Origin of the sequence: Burkholderia sp. BCC1985 (assembly GCF_905339915.1) — a bacterium.
Classification (GTDB): Bacteria; Pseudomonadota; Gammaproteobacteria; order Burkholderiales; family Burkholderiaceae; genus Burkholderia.
In genome coordinates, this window is record NZ_CAJPGY010000023.1 from 13,415 (window position 1) to 29,909 (window position 16,495).

Below are 16,495 nucleotides of genomic sequence, written 5' to 3' on the forward strand. Positions count from 1 at the left end.
ACGGCCCGATCGGACGTGGAATTGTCGTAAAGCGACGCGCGGTTTTTGCGGGTTGTCGCAAAACGCCGCCGCTCGCGCGTCGCGCTGCTGCGCACAAGTCACGCCCGTGATGCCCGCCGGTGCTGGCTGTGCGCGTATTGCGTCGCCGCAATCGGGGGCCGCCGAGCGCCGCGCCCCGCGGGGCGGGCCTGCGGGGTGTGTCGTATTTGCGCAAGCGTTTGTCGTAATTCGTCGGCAGGTCGGGGTTTTTTCTGGCAACTATGTAGGCACGTTGAGTCACACGCGTGAGTCCCCGCTACACGAGGAGAAGGTTTCGATGGATGCCCCCAAGGTCGTAGTCGAAGGTCTGTGCAAGGTATTTGGAAGCAACCCGCAGCAGGCGCTCGACATGCTCGCCGCCGGCGCAACGAAAGACGATGTGCTCAAGCGTACCGGTCAGGTCGTCGGTGTGCACAACGTTTCGTTCGACGTGCAGGAAGGCGAAATATTCGTGCTGATGGGCCTGTCGGGCTCCGGCAAATCCACGCTGATCCGCCTCGTGAACCGGCTGGTCGATCCGAGCGCCGGCAAGGTGCTGATCGACGGGCTCGACGTCGCGTCGGCACGCCGCTCGGCGCTGACCGCGCTGCGCCGCAAGGACATGAGCATGGTGTTCCAGTCGTTCGCGCTGATGCCGCATCGCACCGTGGTGTCGAATGCCGCGTTCGGCCTCGAGGTCGCGGGCGTCGGCAAGAAGGAACGCGAACGCCGTGCGATGGAGGTGCTCGAGCAGGTCGGCCTCGCACCGTTCGCGCACAAGCTGCCGTCCGAGCTGTCGGGCGGCATGCAGCAGCGCGTCGGCCTGGCCCGCGCGCTGGCCGTGAACCCGTCGCTGATGATCATGGACGAGGCGTTCTCCGCGCTCGATCCGCTCAAGCGCCGCGAAATGCAGGACGTGCTGCTGCAACTGCAGAAGGAACAGCGCCGCACGATCATGTTCGTGTCGCACGATCTGGAAGAGGCGCTGCGCATCGGCAACCGCATCGCGATCATGGAAGGCGGCCGGCTCGTGCAGGTCGGCACGCCGCAGGACATCATCGCGAACCCGGCCGACGACTACGTGCGCGCGTTCTTCGACGGCATCGACACGAGCCGCTATCTGACGGCGGGCGACCTGATGCAGACGGGCGCCGTGCCGACCATGTCGAAGTGCGACGCCGCGAACGTCGCGGCGACGCTGAACGGCAGTGCCGAATATGCGTTCGTGCTCGATGCCGCACGCAAGATCCGCGGCTTCGTCACGCGCGAGGCGATCGGTCAGGACACGCCGTCGGTGCGGCCGATCGAAAGCATCCGGCGCGATGCGTCGCTCGAACATGTCGTCGCGCGCGTCGTCGCGAGCCCGAATGCACTGCCCGTCGTCGACGACGACGGCTGCTACTGCGGCTCGGTCGACCGCGCTCTTATCCTGAAGGCCATCACGCGTTCGCGAGGCTCCCATGTCTGAAATGATTCCGCTCGGTACCTGGGTCGACCAGTCCGTTCACTACCTGCTCGATCATGACGCGGCGACGTTCGATGCGATCGGCCGCGCGATCGAGGGTCTCGCCGCCTTCGTCGAGCACAGCCTGCAGGCGATCCCGATGTGGCTGATGATGGCGATCTTCATCGGCGTCGGCTTGTGGCGCGTGGGCTGGCGCTTCGCGCTGTTCACCACCGCGTCGCTGCTGCTGATCTTCGCGACGGGCTTCTGGGACCAGACGGTCATCACGCTCGGCCTCACGCTGTCGTCGACGATCATCAGCCTCGTGCTCGGCATTCCGCTCGGCATCTGGGCCGCGAAGAGCAAGTGGGTCGCCGCGATCGTGCGTCCGATCCTCGACCTGATGCAGACGATGCCCGCGTTCGTCTACCTGATTCCGGCCGCGATGCTGTTCGGTCTCGGCCGCGTGCCGGGGATCCTGTCGACGGTGATCTTCGCGATGCCGCCGGCCGTGCGCCTGACGAGCCTCGGCATCCGTCACGTGAACCGCGAGATCGTCGAAGCCGGCCAGGCATTCGGCTGCACGCCGTGGCAGCTGCTGTACAAGGTGCAGTTCCCGAACGCGCTGCCGTCGATCATGCAGGGCGTGAACCAGACCATCATGATGGCGCTGTCGATGGTGATCATCGCGTCGATGGTCGGCGCGGGCGGCCTCGGCAACGACGTGCTCGCAAGTATCCAGCGCCTCGACATCGGCCTCGGCTTCGAAAGCGGTCTGTCGGTCGTGCTGCTCGCGATCATTCTCGACCGCATCACCGAGAGCTTCGGCCGCGCGCCGGGCACCGCGAAAGCACCGCTGTTCTCGGGCCTGAAGCAGCTGTTCCGCGCGAAGGCCGCACCCGCGCAAGCGTAAGCAACCGGCGGCCGGTTCGACTTCCGGCCGCCTCTTCCGATTCGATACCGGCTTCCGTGGCGTTTGCCACGGGGCTGGCTGCGTGCAACCTGCTCAACCGTTCGCCAGGAGCTCGATGTGACGTCCGCCGCCGCTGCCGCCGTGCCCGCCGCTCGCGTTTCACCGGTTTCGTCCCTTGCCCATTTCGGCTTCCTGACGCTGCCGCACTTCTCGATGATCGCGTTCTCGAGCGCGGTCGAAGTGCTTCGGATGGCGAACTACGTCGGGCGTGCCGATCACTACCAGTGGTCGATCTATTCGCTCGACGGCGCCCCCGTGCGGGCCAGCAACGGCATCGCGGTGCGGCCGACCCAGGCGCTCGACTACACGAACCTGCCCGACGTGATGATCGTGTGCGGCGGGATTCACATCCGCGAGGTGGTCGACGACGGCGCGCGCGACACGCTCGCGGCGCTCGCCGAACGCGGGCTGCCGCTGGGCGGCATCTGCACCGGCGCGTATGCGCTGATGTCGGGTGGCCTGCTCGACGGCTATCGCTGCACCGTGCACTGGGAGAACCTGTCGGCGCTGCATGCGGAGTTTCCGCAGGTGGGGTTCGCCGACGAGCTGTTCGTCGTCGATCGCGACCGGCTCACCTGCACCGGCGGCACCGCGCCGCTCGACCTGATGCTGAATCTCGTCGGCATGCGTTTCGGCCAGCAACTCGCCGCGCAGGTGTCCGAGCAGTTCATCCTCGAACGCATCCGCAGCTCGACCGATACGCAGCCGATTCCCGTCGATGCGCGCGTCGGCTTCTCGCGCGCGGAACTGATCGAGGTCGTGCGGCTGATGGAAGCGAACATCGAGGAGCCGCTGTCGCTCGAGGAACTCGCGCGGCTCGTGCGGCTGTCGCAGCGTCACCTGCAGCGGATGTTCAAGGTGTACCTGAACGTGTCGCCCACTCACTATTACCTGACGTTGCGGCTGAAACGCGCGCGCGACCTGCTGCGCACGACGGATGCGTCGATCGCGCGCGTGACGACGACGTGCGGATTCCATTCGCCGTGTCACTTCAGCAAGGCGTATCGCGCGCAGTTCGGTCACGCGCCGAGCTACGAGCGACGGTTGCCGGGGCGCTGACGCAACCCGCGCGAACCATTCGGTCCGCGACGCCGCCGGGATCGCGGCGCGCGGCTTCAACCATCGATCCCGCCCCCATGAAAAACGACGTCACTTTGAGGAGAAGACAGATGAAGCGCCAATTGATCGCAGCGGTATGCGGGATCGGGATGGCCGCGCCGATGTCGGCGGTTTATGCGGCTGACGCGCCCGTGTGCAAGAACGTGCGCTTCGCGGACGTCGGCTGGACCGACATCGCGGCCACCACCGGCCTTGCTGCGACGATGCTGCAGGGGCTCGGCTACGCGCCGACCAAGACGATCGCGTCGGTGCCGATCACGTTTGCGGGCATCAAGAGCAAGCAGATCGACGTGTTCCTCGGCTACTGGTCGCCGACGATGGACCCGATCATCCAGCCGTTCACGAAGGCCGGCACGATCAAGGTGCTCGCCACGCCCAACCTGACCGGCGCGAAATATACGCTCGCGGTGCCCGACTACGTGTACCAGGGCGGCCTGAAGTCGTTCGCCGACATCCAGAAGTACGCCGACAAGCTCAACGGCAAGATCTACGGGATCGAACCGGGCAACGACGGCAACCTGCTGATCAAGAAGATGATCGACGGCAACCAGTTCGGCCTCGGCAAGTTCAAGATGGTCGAGTCGAGCGAGGCCGGGATGCTGGTCGAGGTGAACCGCGCGATCCGCGACAAGCAGTGGATCGTGTTCCTCGGCTGGGAACCGCATCCGATGAACGTGCAGATGAAGATCGACTACCTGAGCGGCGGCGACGACGTGTTCGGCCCGAACTACGGCGAGGCGAAGGTGCTGACGGCCACGCCGCCGGACTACGCGCAGCGTTGCCCGAACGTCGCGAAGTTCGTGTCGAACCTGCAGTTCACGACGTCGATCGAGAACCACGTGATGTTGCCGATCATGAACAAGGAAGACCCGAACAAGGCCGCCGCCGAGTGGCTGAAGGCGAACCCGCAGGCGCTCGACAAGTGGCTGGCCGGCGTGACGACGCTCGACGGCAAGCCGGGCCTGCCGGCGGTGAAGGCGTATCTCGGCGTGCACTGAGCGTCGACGTGACCGGCGCGCTCGCCGAAGGCGGCGCGCCGGCGTGATGAAACGCGGCCCTCCCGTATCGTGCGGGCGGGCCGCGTTGCTTTCGGGCTGCGCGTCGATCGGCGCGAAGCCGGGCCGCCAACACCCGTCACGATTCCTTCGTCGCCGCCGGCACGTCGAACACGCGATCGAACGCCCACTGGAACACGAACGCGTAGCAGAAGAAGAACGCGAACAGCCCGATGTCGACGACGAACGCGTCGAACCACGAGATGTCGAGCCACCACGACACGACCGGCACGAGGATGAAGATGAGCCCGCCCTCGAAGCCGGTCGCATGCAGGATCCGTCGCGCGAGCGTGCGCGCGGGCTGCCGGCGCGAAGCTTCCCAACGCTCGAACAGCGCGTTGAAGATCATGTTCCACAGCAGCGCGATCGCCGACATCGTCGCGGACAGCGCGCCCGAATAGACCAGACCCTGCTTGAAGAGCGCCGCGATCGCGGGCGAGATGCAGGAAATGGCGATCGCTTCGTAGAGCACCGCCTGCGTGATCCTGCGCGGTAGGCCTTGCACGTTGGTTCTCCGATTCGACGGTCGTCGGTTCGTCGATGGTTGGGCGGTGGGTTGGCTGCTGCTGCGTGCAGCGGCCGCCGTGCCGCGACGTCCCGGAAGGCTACCCGCGTTGCGCGCGTGCATCAATTCACCTAATCTCACGCGGATTGAATCGAATTCAACCCGGCCGGATCCGGCCCGCGAGGCGTCGTGTTCTCGAAAATTCCCCTGACCGCATTGCGTGTATTCGAGTCGTGCGCGCGGCTCGGCACGTTCAAGGCGGCCGCCGACGAACTGTCCGTGACGCCGGCGGCCGTGTCGCATCAGATCAAGTCGCTCGAAAGCCGGCTCGGCGTGCTGCTGTTCGAGCGCGGCGCGAGCGGCGTGCGGTTGACGGAAGAGGGCGAGCAACTGTTTCGTGCGTGTCACGACGCGCTGCTCGGCATGAGCCGCGGGCTCGATGCGCTGTGGCCCGCGACGGCCGATGCGCGCACGCTGGTGCTGACCACCACGCCCGCGTTCGCCGCGATGTGGCTGATTCCGCGGCTCGGCCGGTTCCGGCGCGTCGACCCGCAGTTGCACATCAAGGTGGAAACCGGCAACGCGCTCGTCGATCTCGAACGCGACGCGCGGGTCGATCTCGCGATCCGCGCGACGTCGCGCACGTTTCCAGCGCTGCACGAGATCGCGCTGATCGACGAGTATTTCGGCGCGTATGCGGCGCGCGGCCTCGACGTCGGGCGCGCGAACGAGCGTATCGAGCTGATCGAGACCACCTGGGATACGCCGCTTCCCGTGTCGGTCGACTGGGCGTCGTGGTGCCGTGCGGCCGGCCGCGAAGCGTGGCTCGAGCGCGCGGTGTTCCGCCATTACGACGACGAGCATTACGCGCTGCAGGCCGTGCTGCATGGCCAGGGTGTCGGGCTGCTCAGTTCTGTGCTGGCCGCCGAGCACGTCGAACGCGACGCGCTGACGCCGATCGATGCATCGGTGCGGCTCGCCGGCGCGCGTTTCGTCGCGCTGTGCCGGCCCGGGCGAGAGCGCGAGCCGCGGGTCCGGCGGTTTCTCGACTGGCTCGAAGCGGAAATCGTGCAGACGCGCGACACGGTCGCGCGGATCGCGCCGCCGACGTAAAGCAACGGGCGGGCGCTTGCCGTCGGCGCGCGCTGCGTGCGCGTCGTTCGTTATCCGAAGCGCACGCAATACACCGGTGGCAAATGCGCGGAGACCTGCCGCCAGTTTTCGCCGCCGTCCGCGGAGGTCCATAACCCGCCCGTCGTCGACGCCATCGCGAGACGCGTGCCGGTGTCGTCCACCGCGAGCCCGTGCCGATAGACGAGATCGTAGGCCGGCGCAGGCGGCAACCCGTTCGACAGGCTCTCGAAGCTGCGGCCGCCGTCGCGCGTGCGCGTGACGACGAAGCGGCCGTTCACCGGAATCCGGCACGCATCCTTCACGGCGGGGACGAACCACGCAGTGTCGGGATCGGCCGGATGCACGGCGACCGCGAAGCCGAAGCTCGACGGCTGCGCTTCGATCCGCTGCCAGTGCGCGGCACCGTCGGTCGAGCGGAAGATCGCGCAGTGATGCTGGGTCCACAGCACATCGGGGTTGGCCGCGCACTGGACGACGCGATGCGGGTCCTGCACGTTGGGTTCGCCGCGCCGCTCGGGCGGCATGTAGTCGGCCTCCATGCCGTCGGCGCTCACGCGCCAGGTCGCGCCGCCGTCGAAGGTCTGCCAGACGCCGCCGCACGAGATGCCGATCGTCACGTGCCGGCTGTCGCGCGGATCGACCATCACCGAGTGGATGCCCGGCGCATCGTAGCCGCCGCCGAACCACTCGGGGCGCTCCGGGCGATCCCACAGCGGGCGGTTGAGCGCCCACGAATCGCCGCCGTCGTCGGAGCGGAAGAGGCCGCCCGGTATCGTGCCGGCCCACAATGCGCCCGGTTCGTCCGCGCCGCCGGTTTCGAGTGACCAGATCTGCTGAAGCGTCCACGGCGGGCGGGGCGGGGTGGGCGCTTCGTCGTGCGCGTCGCCGGTGCCGGCATGGGCGCTGACGTCGGCGCGCGGTTCGTCGGCGGGCTGCGGCGGATAGACGGGGACCGCACATTCTTCCCATGCGGTGGCACCGGCACGCCTGCGGTGCAGCTTGACCCCGAAATGGCCGAGATTGAGCGCCGCATACAGCGTGCCGTCGCGCGGGTCGGCCAGCGCCATGCTGACCGGTTCGCCGACGAAGTGCGGCTCGCCGAGCGCCCAGCCGCCGTTGCCGTCGGCGTGCAGCACGAACAGGCCCTTGCGGGTCGCGACGAGCAGTCGATCGTTCATGTCGGATGTCTCCTGTGGGCGCGGCCGCGCGCTCGTTTGGATGGCGATGCGTCCCTTTATCCGCCGGACAGTGCCTGCACGACGTACACGCGGCTGCCGTTGCCGAGCGGATCGGACAGATGTTGCCGGTCGCGTACCGGCTGGCCGTCGATGAACACCGACAGGTGCTTTCGCAGCGCGCCCTGGTCGTCGACGATATAGCCGCGCAGCCGCGGCTGTTCGCCGAAGACGGTTTCGAGCGCTTCGCCGAGCGTCCGTGCGTCGATGTCGCGCTCGGGCGTGTCGATATGGCGCTGGATCGACGCCGCGAAGAAGAGGTGTGCCATGGCGGTGGCTGGCAGGAGCCGTGCGGGGGGACGGTCTGTAGTGTAGGCGATCGATCGGGCCGGCAGCGACCTTGCCGTACGGCCGGCGCCGCGGCGACGTTGCTGCGCCGCGCAACGGCCGGGGCGCCCGATCCCGTCGATGCGCTATGCGTACTTGTCGCCGACCGTACTGCGGATCGGATAGGTGTCGTAGACGATGATCATGCGCTCGATGCGCGCGTCGTCGTCGAATTCGAATACGTCGACGCATTCGAACCGCACCGCGGTGCCGTCCTTCAGTCCCCAGTCGTAGACGAAATAGCCGGTGGCCCGACGTGCGCCCGTGGCGCTGACGCAGATGTCGATCGGCGTGATCCGGCTTGGTCCGGAGGCCGCCGCGACTTTTTCGAAGAAGGGTTGTGGCGCCATCCAGCCGAGGAACGGCGAAAATATCTGCGCATCCGGCGTGAACAGTGCGCAGATCGCGGCGACGTCGCCGCTCTCGAGCGCTTTGAGGTAGGTATCGACCTGCCGCGTGTATAGTGCGTCGGACGACGAGACCATGGTATTTCTCCGCTGATTGTTGACGAGCCAGCCACGACAGCCGTCGCGAACCGGTTCAACCACGATAGCGATGCAGCGATGACCGAACAAACGAATAATCCGCAACCCGGGTATGCGGGCCGCGCATATCCGCTCGCGGATCTCACCCGTGCGCTGCCGCCGCTGACGGCATTCCAGGCGTTCGTCGCCGCCGCCGAACTCGGCAGCTTCAACCGCGCGGCCGAGCATCTGTGCCGGACCCAGGGTGCGGTGAGCCGTCAGGTGCAGCAACTGGAAGCGCATTACCGGTGTGCGTTGTTCGTCCGTCATGCGTCGGGATTGACGTTGACCGCGGAAGGCGGCGCGCTGCTGACGGTGGCCGTCGACGTACTCTCGCAACTGGCGCAACACGCGCGCGCGCATGCGCATGCCGCGTCGACCCTCACATTGCGCTTGCCCTCCACGTTCGCGATACGCTGGCTGCTGCCGCGGCTGTCGGCGCTCAATCATGCGTTGCCGCGCACGGAGTTGCGCATTCACACGTCGGCGGACGACACGCCGGATTTCACCGACGCCGGTTTCGATGCGATCGTCGTGCGCGGCAGCGGAAGCTGGGCGGGCATGGTGGCCGTGCCGCTGTTCGACGAATGCCTCACGCCGATGTGTACGCGCGAGACGGGCGCGGCGTTGAAGTCGATCGCCGATCTCGCGCGGGCGACACTGCTGCATCCCGCCAGCAATCGCGACGAATGGCGATGCTGGCTGGCCGGCGTCGGCGCAACGCAGGTCGACCCGGGCACCGGGCTCGTGTTCGATACGCTCGAGCTGACATTGACGGCCGCGTCGGACGGGCACGGCGTCGCGATCGGCGATCCGCGCATGGCGGCGGATCGGCTGGAGGCCGGCGCGCTGGTCGCGCCGTTTCCGGAGGTGGTGCGCAACGGTCTGGGCTATTACCTCGTGTACCCGGTGCAGCGCGCCGCTCAACCCGCGATTCAAGCGCTCACGGAGGTGCTGACGCGGCTTGCGCGCGAGGATTGACCGCAACGCGCGTGCGCCGGGCGGGTTGCTAGACCGGAATCGACCGCCCCCGCACCCTGATCCCGAGCCGCACGACGCCGATCACCGCATTCGACAGCCACATCAGCAAGCGCGGCATGCCGCGCCGGCGGATATCGAGCAGCAGCACGATCCGCACTTCGTCGCTGTCGTTCCACACTTCGTGCACGAAGGTGTCGTCCCACAGCAGGAAGCAGCCTTCGTCGAGCCGGTAGTCGCGGCCGTCGACCTTCAGCACGGCGGCCGGCGTGCCATCCGCGCGCTTCGGCATCGACAGCACCAGATAACCGCGCAGGATGCCGCGGAACGGCCCGCGATGCGGCGGGATGTGCTTGCCGGGCGCGAGGAACGACAGCGACGCGGACAGCACGTCCGGCGACGCCGCGACGATCGATTCGACGGTCGGGCAGCGCGACAGGTTGCGCGGGAACGGCTGGCCGTAAGCCTGCATGATGAACATCCGCCAGTCGCGCGCATCGTTGGCCGAGATGTCGTGCTGCTCGCGCATGATCTCGTGGAAGCGCGGGATGCGCGGCAGGTCGCGCGCGACGGCCAGCGCTTCCGCGCGAATGGCCGGCCACGCACGAACGAATCGCTCGGCGTCGGGAAACGCGGCCGTATCGAGCACGGCGCCGCCGTCGAGATGGCGGTCGTACAGCGTGCGAAGCAGGCCGGCTGCATAGTCGTAAGCGACGGACATGATCGAGGGGCGATCCACAAGGTGTCGTCAGTCTGCCCCACGCGCGGTGGGGCCTGCGTTACGTCAGGTTACGCCGGCTGACGAAAGAATGACAGATCGGTGAAGGTCCGGTGCGAGCGCTCCGGCATTCCGGGAATAAACGTACGCCCCGCGTCGTCATACGGGTGTAGCACCTCGTTTCGTTGACTTCCGAAGGAGTGGAGCATGAATACGCATTGGCTGGTGGCCGCCACGGTGGCGGCGATGTCCGTCGCGAGTGTCGCGACGCCTGCGTCGGCACAGGCACTGACGCGCGCGCAGGTCAGGCAGCAACTGATCGACGCCGAAACCAACGGGCTGCGCTTCGTGACCGATACGTCGTATCCGGACGTAAGTCCGCTGTTCCAGCAGCAGGCCGGGCAACTGCCTCGGCATCAGGCCGAAACCGCGGTCGGCGGCGATCCGGCGGGGACGTCCGATGCGGGCAGGCCGGCGGCGCAACCGACCCGTCCGCGCCCGGCCGCATGCGTCGGCCCCGAGAGCTTTTGCACGCCGTATTTCGGAAGCTGACGCAGCGGACCGCCGCGGCGGGTTCGACATTCACGAAGGTTGATCGGCACGCAACATTGAAGGAGTTGATGATGAAAACTTATATCGCACTACTGATGATGATCGGCGCAATCTCCGGTCAGTCCGCATTCGCGCAATCGAATGCGCCGCTCACGCGTGCCCAGGTTCGCGAGGAGCTGATTCGTCTGGAAGCGGCCGGGTACGATCCGTCGAAGGGGGATGACGGCGAATATCCGGCGGACATTCAGGCCGCGCAGGCGAAGCTCGCCGAGCAGGATCGCGCGAGGATGGCGGCTTCGGCCGCCGCGCCTGCGCCGGCCTCCGTCATGCCGGCGCAGGCCGGCAACTAGGAGCCGACATGTACGTGTGTGTCTTCAGGCCGTCGTGTTCGCGGTATGGCGATACGCATGCCGTTCGCGGCACGCGGCCCGGTCGAACGGCACGGACGGCCAGGCCGTCGATCGCGCGCCGCTTCGCGCGGCGCCGCGATCGTCTCGTTGCCCGATTCCGTTGGGCGCGCAGGTGGATCGCGGGATGAGCAGCGATGCGGGCGAGATGCGATCCGTCATCGGCGGACTGCTGTCCGCGATGACCGCAACGATGCCGGCGGCGAGATTACCAGGGCATCATCCGCTGCATGACCTGGTCGCGCAGGATGAAACGATGTGCGACCGCGGCCGCGACGTGAAGGCAGATGCCGCCGAACAGCACCCACGCGAGGATGCCGTGCACGTCGCCCATCGCATGCCCGAATCCCGACCCGGCCGCCGATAGCGCAGGCAGCGGCACGATGCCGAGCAGCGTCACGGCCCAGGCGCGCGATGACGCATTGATCCAGCCAAGCAACGGCACCACGATCAGCAGCGCGTAGAGCCCGAAGTGCGTCGCGCCGGACACGGCGCGCATCGCGGGCGACAGCTGGTCGGCGGGCGGACGATGCGTCACGCGCCAGAGTACGCGGCAAGCCATCGCGGCGAGCAGCGCGGTGCCCACGATCAGGTGCGCGGCGATCAGGCCGACCGGTTGCGTATCGCGATGCACGTCGGGCATCGTCCAGCCGATCGCATACTGCGCGACGACGAGCGCCACGATCAGCCAGTGGAGAAGGCGTGCGACCGCATCGTATCGGGCGGAGGTAGACATGAAAGCTCCTGGCAAGCGGGTGGGGACCGTATCTTCCGGAGGATTCTACGGCCGAATCCTTAACAAAACGTTAAGCGTGCGGCTGCGCATCGGATTCGCCCCGTGACGCATGTGCGCTCTCGACCCGGGCGGCGTCGGCCGACGGCAACACGATCGCGACGCCGGGGCCGTATCCGCCGATGCCGTGCCCGAACCGCACGCGGCCGCCGAACCATCGCGCGATGCGCCCGACGATCGACAGCCCGGGCCCGCTACCGGGCTGGTGGTGCGCCGGATCGTCGGTTGCGAGCGCCACCAGGGGATGTGTCGTGCCGGTTGCGCTGTTTGCGCCGAGCGTACCCGAAGCGTCTTCCACGGCGATGACATTCCGCATCCGGACCATCATCGCGACCGCGATCCTGTCGGCCCGTAAGGTGGCCCACGCGGCATTCAGGGCCGCGGACGTTCGCGGCTGTGTGCGCGTGACCGGAATCGATCGCCGCACGGTAGTCGTGTCATCTGATTGCGCGTACCGTCGGTTGGTCGTCCTTGATATCCGGCTCAACGGGAATCGACACGGCGGCGTGTCCGGGCGAGCGCGTGTTCGCGCGTGCCGGCCGGCGCGTCGCGGTCATTGGGCCACCACTGGGGAGAAGCATGATCCTGTTGCATCTGCTGCACGCGCTGGCCGGCGCAATGTCGATCGCCTGCGGACTGGGCGTGTTGCTCGGCATTGCCTACACGGTCACGGCCAGCGTGCTGGTCGGCCGGTTCTTTTCTCGCGCGCGGGCGGTGCCGTGCGATTATCCGGGCGTGACCGTCGCGAAGCCGCTGCACGGCGACGAATGGAATCTCGTACAGCATCTCGAAAGCTTCTTCGTGCAGGATTATCCGGGGCCGGTGCAGCATCTGTTCGGCGTGCACGATGCGGGCGACGCGGCGCTTGCGGCCGTCGAAACGTTGCGCAGGCGCCATCCGGACGCGAACATCAAGGTCGTCGCCGACGCGCGACTGTACGGGCCGAACCGCAAGATCGCGAATCTCGTCAACATGCTCGAACACGCGGAACATTCAGTGCTGTGTCTTGCCGACAGCGACGTGCTGGTCGAGCGCGATTATCTGCGTGCCGTCGTCGGCGCGCTGCAGCAGCCGGAAGTCGGCATCGTGACGAGCGTGTATCGCGGCATCGCGTCGCCGGGCTTCTGGCCCGGTGTCGCCGTCGCGATGACGAACTACCATTTCCTGCCAGGCGTCATCACCGGGCTTTTCATCGGGCGCGCCCGTCCGTGCTTTGGCCAGACGATTGCGATCACGCGCGCGACGCTCGAACGCATCGGCGGGCTCGCGCGTTTCGCGCATCACCTGGCCGAGGATCACGCGCTCGGCGAAGCGGTGCGGCAGGTCGGCGCGCAGGTCGTCGTCCCGCCGTTGGTCGTCGGGCACGCCTGTGTCGAAGAGACGTTCGCCACGCTGTACGCGCACGAATTGCGCTGGAGCTGCACGATCCGCGCGGCGGACCGGCTCGGTCATGCCGGGTCGGTGTTGATGCACCCGTTGCCGCTGGCGATGCTGGCCGTGCTGTTTTCCGGCGGCACGCTCGCCGCCTGGGGGCTGGCGTTCGCGGCGCTCGTCGCGCGGGCGTTGCTGATGTTGAAGACGAGCCGCGCCACCGGCGCGGGTCTGCGCGGCGCGCTCTGGTTGCCGTTCGTCGATTTCCTGCAGTTCGTGGTGTTCGTGTCGAGCTTCTTCTCGTCGCACGTCGTCTGGCGCGGCACGCGCTTTCGCGTCGACCGCGAGGGCTTGCTGTCGCCGGCGGGGAAATCATGACGCACGACACGCATGCCGACCTCGAAGGCGCGGACCGGCGGTCCGCGCGTCGCGACGCGCGCCTGCGGCAAGCGGGGCGCGCGGCGGCGCTGGCCGGGCTGGTGCTCGCGGTGTGGCTGGTCTGGCGCGAGCATCCGCTGGAGATCCTGCACCGGCTGAGGATCGCCGGCGCCGGGTTGCTGGTCGCCGCGCTGGCCCACATCCTGCCGATGCTCGCGAATGCGTGGGACTGGCGGATGCTGATCCGCGGCCCGCGCCGGCCGTCGTTCGCGACGATGCTCAAGCTCGTGTGGATCCGCGAATCGATCAACGGATTGTTGCCGGTCGCGCGAATCGGCGGCGAGATCGTGTCGTTCGGCCTGCTGCGGCAGGCGGGCGTACGCCCGGCGACCGCCGTGGCCAGCCTCGTCGCCGACATGCAGCTGACGCTGATCAGCCAGCTCGTGTTCGCGCTGGTCGCGATCGGCTACGTGCTCGAACACGTATCGTCCGGTGCCGCGCAGGTGGCCGCGCGCCTCGCCATCGGCATGGCGGCGCTGGTGCCGGTGCTGCTGCTGTTCGCACTGGTTCAGCACGCGCGGCCGTTCGAGCGCGCGATGCGCGTGGTCAACCGCGTCACGAGCGGCAAGGTGGTGGCGCTGGTCGGCGAATCGGCACGCACCGATCAGTCGATCCTTGTGATCTGGCGCAAGACGGGTATCGTCGTCCGCTATCTGGTGATCTGGCAGACGCTGCAGTTCGCCGGCTATGCGCTGGAAATCTGGCTCGCGCTGCGTTTTCTCGGCGCCGATCCGACGTTCGCGCAGGCGCTCGCGATCGAAGCGCTGATCCAGCTGCTGAGCAGCATCGCGTTCCTGATGCCGGGCGGGCTGGGCGTGCAGGAGGGCGGGTTCGTGCTGATCGGCGGGCTGCTCGGGCTCGACGCGCCGACCTGTCTGGCGCTCGCCGGCGCGCGACGAGTGCGCGATCTGCTGTTCTATCTGCCCGGATTGCTCGCGTGGCAGCATGCGGCCGGCGCGGCGCGCTCGCCATCCGGCGCGAAGCGCGCATCGATGCACGTCGGGGAGTCCGCCGGGCCGCGCTGATGCAGCCCGACGTTGCCGGCCTGCCGGGCAGGCGGCAGCGACGCCGGGGCGGCTGCTCGCCTGCCGAGCGGCGCGGCCGTCAACGCCGTTCGTCGGCGAGATGGCTGCGGATGACGTCCGCGAACGACGTGTCGCCCTTCAGCCCGAGCGCTTCCGCGCGCGTCGTGTCCCAGCGGCCCGGCCAGCTGCCGACGATCTTCTCGACGCGTTCGTCCGGTGCATGGCGGATCAGCTTCACGACCGCGTCGCCCGCGACTTCGCGCAGCGCCGCGATCATCTCGTCGACCGACACCGACAGACCGGGCAGGTTGATCACGCGCTTGTTGCCGAGCTTCTCGCTGTCGAGCTCGCAACCGGCGACGAGCGCGTCGATCGCGCCGCGCGGCGACAGCAGCCACAGCCGCGTCGACCCCGGCACCGGGCACACGCTTTCCTCGCCGTTCAGCGGCTCGCGGATGATGCCGCTCGCGAACGACGACGCAGCCGCGTTCGGGCGGCCCGGCCGCACGCTGATGGTCGGCAGCCGCAGCACGCGGCCGTCGACGAAGCCGCGGCGCGCGTAGTCGCACAGCAGCAGTTCGGCGATCGCCTTTTCCGCGCCGTACGACGATTGCGGATTCAGCGCGGTATCGTCCTGCACGACGTCGGGCAGCACGCCGCCGTAGACGGCCACCGAGCTCGTGAACACGACGCGCGGACGATGGCCGCGCGCGCGGCACACTTCGAGCAGCGTGCGCGATGCGTCGAGGTTGATCCGCATGCCGAGATCGAAATCGGCTTCGGCCTGCCCGCTGACGATCGCCGCGAGGTGGAAGATCGCGCCTGTCTGCGTGTCGATCGCGCTTTCGAGCACCGCGCGATCGGCGATGTCGCCGACGATCGACGTCACGCGCGCGTCGCCGAAATCGCTGCCCTCGACGACGTCGAGAAGCACCAGCTCGTCGATCCTGCTGCTCCGGCCGTCGGGGCCGGTCAGCTCGCCGCGTTCGAGCAGCTTGCGCGCGAGACGCTGGCCGAGAAAGCCGGCGCCGCCGGTGATCAGTACTTTCATGTTCTTTGCCCTCTGAGGAATGCGGAAATTACAGGTACGGCCTGAGCCAGCCGAGGCCCTCGGACGTGCCGGCCTTCGGGCGATACTCGCAGCCGATCCAGCCGTCGTAGCCGAGCGCGTCGATCAGCGCGAACAGATACGGGTAATTGAGTTCGCCGATGTCCGGCTCGTGACGCTCGGGCACGCCGGCGATCTGGATGTGGCCGATGCCCGCGAAATCGCGCTTGAGCTTCATCGCGAGGTCGCCCTCGACGATCTGGCAGTGATAGCAGTCGAACTGCACCTTCAGGTTCGGCGCGCCGACTTCCGCGCGGATGTCGTGCGCATCGTCCTGGCGGCTCAGGAAATAGCCGGGCATGTCGCGCTGGTTGATCGGCTCGATCAGGATCGTGATGCCGTGCGCGGAGGCCGCCTGCGCCGCATGCCGCAGGTTCGCCACGTAGGTGTCGCGATGGCGCGCGCGGTCTGCGCCCGGCGCGACCATCCCGGCCATCACGTGCAGCTTCTTGTTGCCGAGCACGCGCGCATAGTCGAGCGCCTGGTCGATGCCGCGCCGGAACTCGTCCTCGCGGCCCGGCAGCGATGCGATCCCGCGTTCGCCGGCGGCCCAGTCGCCGGGCGGCGCGTTGAACAGCGCCTGCTCGAGGTCGTGCGCGTCGAGGCGCGCGCGGATGTCCTCGGCGGCGAAGTCGTACGGGAACAGGTACTCGACGGCCTTGAAGCCGTCGTGCGAGGCAGCGGCGAAGCGTTCGAGGAACGCGTGCTCGGTGTACATCATCGAGAGGTTGGCGGCGAAGCGGGGCATGGCAGCGGTCCGGTGAATGAATG

The 16,495-nt window shown here is 67.9% G+C and carries 18 protein-coding genes and 1 pseudogene; 10 read left to right on the forward strand and 9 right to left on the reverse strand.

Annotation, left to right across the window (positions count from 1 at the left end; genetic code table 11):
* Positions 1–159: 159 nt before the first annotated feature.
* From U4Z31_RS22910 to U4Z31_RS22925, 4 genes and pseudogenes are all read left to right on the forward strand, one after another.
* A pseudogene (locus U4Z31_RS22910) lies at positions 160–1,486 on the forward strand (quaternary amine ABC transporter ATP-binding protein); the annotation flags it as partial.
* Positions 1,479–2,375, forward strand: a complete 897-nt coding sequence (gene choW / locus U4Z31_RS22915) for a choline ABC transporter permease subunit (protein WP_044844439.1) — start codon at positions 1,479–1,481, stop codon at positions 2,373–2,375. The pseudogene U4Z31_RS22910 and the gene choW, both read left to right, overlap by 8 nt.
* Positions 2,376–2,492: 117 nt before the next feature.
* Positions 2,493–3,494, forward strand: coding sequence for a GlxA family transcriptional regulator (locus U4Z31_RS22920; protein WP_044844438.1), 1,002 nt, complete (start codon positions 2,493–2,495; stop codon positions 3,492–3,494).
* Between the two features lie 110 nt (positions 3,495–3,604).
* Positions 3,605–4,552: a choline ABC transporter substrate-binding protein gene (locus tag U4Z31_RS22925; protein WP_044844437.1), complete on the forward strand. Its 948-nt coding sequence runs from the start codon at positions 3,605–3,607 to the stop codon at positions 4,550–4,552.
* Positions 4,553–4,688: 136 nt separating this feature from the next.
* Here U4Z31_RS22925 and U4Z31_RS22930 read toward each other — a convergent pair whose 3' ends face one another.
* On the reverse strand, positions 4,689–5,114 hold the full coding sequence (locus U4Z31_RS22930; RefSeq protein WP_124485095.1) for a PACE efflux transporter: 426 nt from the start codon (positions 5,112–5,114) through the stop codon (positions 4,689–4,691).
* A gap of 189 nt (positions 5,115–5,303) precedes the next feature.
* Between U4Z31_RS22930 and U4Z31_RS22935 the strand changes: the two genes are divergently transcribed.
* Complete coding sequence (locus U4Z31_RS22935) at positions 5,304–6,227, forward strand: LysR substrate-binding domain-containing protein (protein ID WP_321811434.1); 924 nt, start codon at positions 5,304–5,306, stop codon at positions 6,225–6,227.
* Positions 6,228–6,277: 50 nt separating this feature from the next.
* Here the strand turns inward: U4Z31_RS22935 and U4Z31_RS22940 are convergent, their stop codons facing one another.
* From U4Z31_RS22940 to U4Z31_RS22950, 3 genes are all read right to left on the reverse strand, one after another.
* Positions 6,278–7,426, reverse strand: a complete 1,149-nt coding sequence (locus tag U4Z31_RS22940) for an exo-alpha-sialidase (RefSeq protein ID WP_321811435.1) — start codon at positions 7,424–7,426, stop codon at positions 6,278–6,280.
* A 56-nt stretch (positions 7,427–7,482) separates the two neighbouring features.
* Complete coding sequence (locus U4Z31_RS22945; RefSeq protein WP_044844433.1) at positions 7,483–7,752, reverse strand: MoaD/ThiS family protein; 270 nt, start codon at positions 7,750–7,752, stop codon at positions 7,483–7,485.
* A gap of 144 nt (positions 7,753–7,896) precedes the next feature.
* Entirely contained in the window at positions 7,897–8,295 is a 399-nt protein-coding gene (locus tag U4Z31_RS22950) for a nuclear transport factor 2 family protein (RefSeq protein ID WP_321811436.1), read from the reverse strand.
* A 78-nt stretch (positions 8,296–8,373) separates the two neighbouring features.
* Between U4Z31_RS22950 and U4Z31_RS22955 the strand changes: the two genes are divergently transcribed.
* Positions 8,374–9,315: a LysR substrate-binding domain-containing protein gene (locus tag U4Z31_RS22955; RefSeq protein ID WP_321811437.1), complete on the forward strand. Its 942-nt coding sequence runs from the start codon at positions 8,374–8,376 to the stop codon at positions 9,313–9,315.
* 28 nt (positions 9,316–9,343) lie between these two features.
* Here U4Z31_RS22955 and U4Z31_RS22960 read toward each other — a convergent pair whose 3' ends face one another.
* Entirely contained in the window at positions 9,344–10,033 is a 690-nt protein-coding gene (locus tag U4Z31_RS22960; RefSeq protein WP_044844430.1) for an aspartyl/asparaginyl beta-hydroxylase domain-containing protein, read from the reverse strand.
* A 204-nt stretch (positions 10,034–10,237) separates the two neighbouring features.
* On the opposite strand from U4Z31_RS22960, the gene U4Z31_RS22965 reads away from it, so the two are divergent.
* Together U4Z31_RS22965 and U4Z31_RS22970 are read left to right on the forward strand one after the other, a co-directional pair.
* Positions 10,238–10,582, forward strand: a complete 345-nt coding sequence (locus U4Z31_RS22965; RefSeq protein WP_044844429.1) for a DUF4148 domain-containing protein — start codon at positions 10,238–10,240, stop codon at positions 10,580–10,582.
* A gap of 71 nt (positions 10,583–10,653) precedes the next feature.
* Positions 10,654–10,932, forward strand: a complete 279-nt coding sequence (locus U4Z31_RS22970) for a DUF4148 domain-containing protein (RefSeq protein WP_257774678.1) — start codon at positions 10,654–10,656, stop codon at positions 10,930–10,932.
* Positions 10,933–11,197: 265 nt separating this feature from the next.
* Here the strand turns inward: U4Z31_RS22970 and U4Z31_RS22975 are convergent, their stop codons facing one another.
* Entirely contained in the window at positions 11,198–11,725 is a 528-nt protein-coding gene (locus U4Z31_RS22975) for a cytochrome b (RefSeq protein WP_044844427.1), read from the reverse strand.
* Between the two features lie 70 nt (positions 11,726–11,795).
* Complete coding sequence (locus U4Z31_RS22980; protein ID WP_321811438.1) at positions 11,796–12,110, reverse strand: hypothetical protein; 315 nt, start codon at positions 12,108–12,110, stop codon at positions 11,796–11,798.
* Positions 12,111–12,361: 251 nt separating this feature from the next.
* On the opposite strand from U4Z31_RS22980, the gene hpnI reads away from it, so the two are divergent.
* Together hpnI and U4Z31_RS22990 are read left to right on the forward strand one after the other, a co-directional pair.
* The gene (hpnI, locus tag U4Z31_RS22985; RefSeq protein ID WP_124521408.1) at positions 12,362–13,531 is read left to right on the forward strand and encodes a bacteriohopanetetrol glucosamine biosynthesis glycosyltransferase HpnI; all 1,170 of its coding nucleotides are present in this window, start codon (positions 12,362–12,364) and stop codon (positions 13,529–13,531) included.
* A complete protein-coding gene (locus U4Z31_RS22990) occupies positions 13,528–14,616 on the forward strand; it encodes a lysylphosphatidylglycerol synthase domain-containing protein (RefSeq protein ID WP_321811439.1) in 1,089 nt (362 codons plus the stop codon). The genes hpnI and U4Z31_RS22990 overlap by 4 nt, the downstream gene beginning before the upstream one ends.
* A 79-nt stretch (positions 14,617–14,695) precedes the next feature.
* Here U4Z31_RS22990 and denD read toward each other — a convergent pair whose 3' ends face one another.
* Together denD and otnI are read right to left on the reverse strand one after the other, a co-directional pair.
* Entirely contained in the window at positions 14,696–15,667 is a 972-nt protein-coding gene (gene denD, locus U4Z31_RS22995; protein ID WP_321811440.1) for a D-erythronate dehydrogenase, read from the reverse strand.
* Positions 15,668–15,695: 28 nt separating this feature from the next.
* Positions 15,696–16,472, reverse strand: a complete 777-nt coding sequence (gene otnI / locus U4Z31_RS23000; protein WP_044844421.1) for a 2-oxo-tetronate isomerase — start codon at positions 16,470–16,472, stop codon at positions 15,696–15,698.
* Between the last annotated feature and the right edge of the window lie 23 nt (positions 16,473–16,495).

What these genes read in the sequence shown, in the direction of transcription:
- choW (WP_044844439.1), top strand. Translation starts at nt 1,479, where the DNA reads ATGTCTGAAATGATTCCGCTCGGTACCTGGGTCGACCAGTCCGTTCAC.
- U4Z31_RS22925 (WP_044844437.1), top strand. Translation starts at nt 3,605, where the DNA reads ATGAAGCGCCAATTGATCGCAGCGGTATGCGGGATCGGGATGGCCGCG.
- U4Z31_RS22940 (WP_321811435.1), bottom strand. Translation starts at nt 7,426, where the DNA reads ATGAACGATCGACTGCTCGTCGCGACCCGCAAGGGCCTGTTCGTGCTG.
- U4Z31_RS22945 (WP_044844433.1), bottom strand. Translation starts at nt 7,752, where the DNA reads ATGGCACACCTCTTCTTCGCGGCGTCGATCCAGCGCCATATCGACACG.
- U4Z31_RS22950 (WP_321811436.1), bottom strand. Translation starts at nt 8,295, where the DNA reads ATGGTCTCGTCGTCCGACGCACTATACACGCGGCAGGTCGATACCTAC.
- U4Z31_RS22955 (WP_321811437.1), top strand. Translation starts at nt 8,374, where the DNA reads ATGACCGAACAAACGAATAATCCGCAACCCGGGTATGCGGGCCGCGCA.
- U4Z31_RS22960 (WP_044844430.1), bottom strand. Translation starts at nt 10,033, where the DNA reads ATGTCCGTCGCTTACGACTATGCAGCCGGCCTGCTTCGCACGCTGTAC.
- U4Z31_RS22965 (WP_044844429.1), top strand. Translation starts at nt 10,238, where the DNA reads ATGAATACGCATTGGCTGGTGGCCGCCACGGTGGCGGCGATGTCCGTC.
- U4Z31_RS22970 (WP_257774678.1), top strand. Translation starts at nt 10,654, where the DNA reads ATGAAAACTTATATCGCACTACTGATGATGATCGGCGCAATCTCCGGT.
- U4Z31_RS22975 (WP_044844427.1), bottom strand. Translation starts at nt 11,725, where the DNA reads ATGTCTACCTCCGCCCGATACGATGCGGTCGCACGCCTTCTCCACTGG.
- U4Z31_RS22980 (WP_321811438.1), bottom strand. Translation starts at nt 12,110, where the DNA reads ATGATGGTCCGGATGCGGAATGTCATCGCCGTGGAAGACGCTTCGGGT.
- hpnI (WP_124521408.1), top strand. Translation starts at nt 12,362, where the DNA reads ATGATCCTGTTGCATCTGCTGCACGCGCTGGCCGGCGCAATGTCGATC.
- U4Z31_RS22990 (WP_321811439.1), top strand. Translation starts at nt 13,528, where the DNA reads ATGACGCACGACACGCATGCCGACCTCGAAGGCGCGGACCGGCGGTCC.
- denD (WP_321811440.1), bottom strand. Translation starts at nt 15,667, where the DNA reads ATGAAAGTACTGATCACCGGCGGCGCCGGCTTTCTCGGCCAGCGTCTC.
- otnI (WP_044844421.1), bottom strand. Translation starts at nt 16,472, where the DNA reads ATGCCCCGCTTCGCCGCCAACCTCTCGATGATGTACACCGAGCACGCG.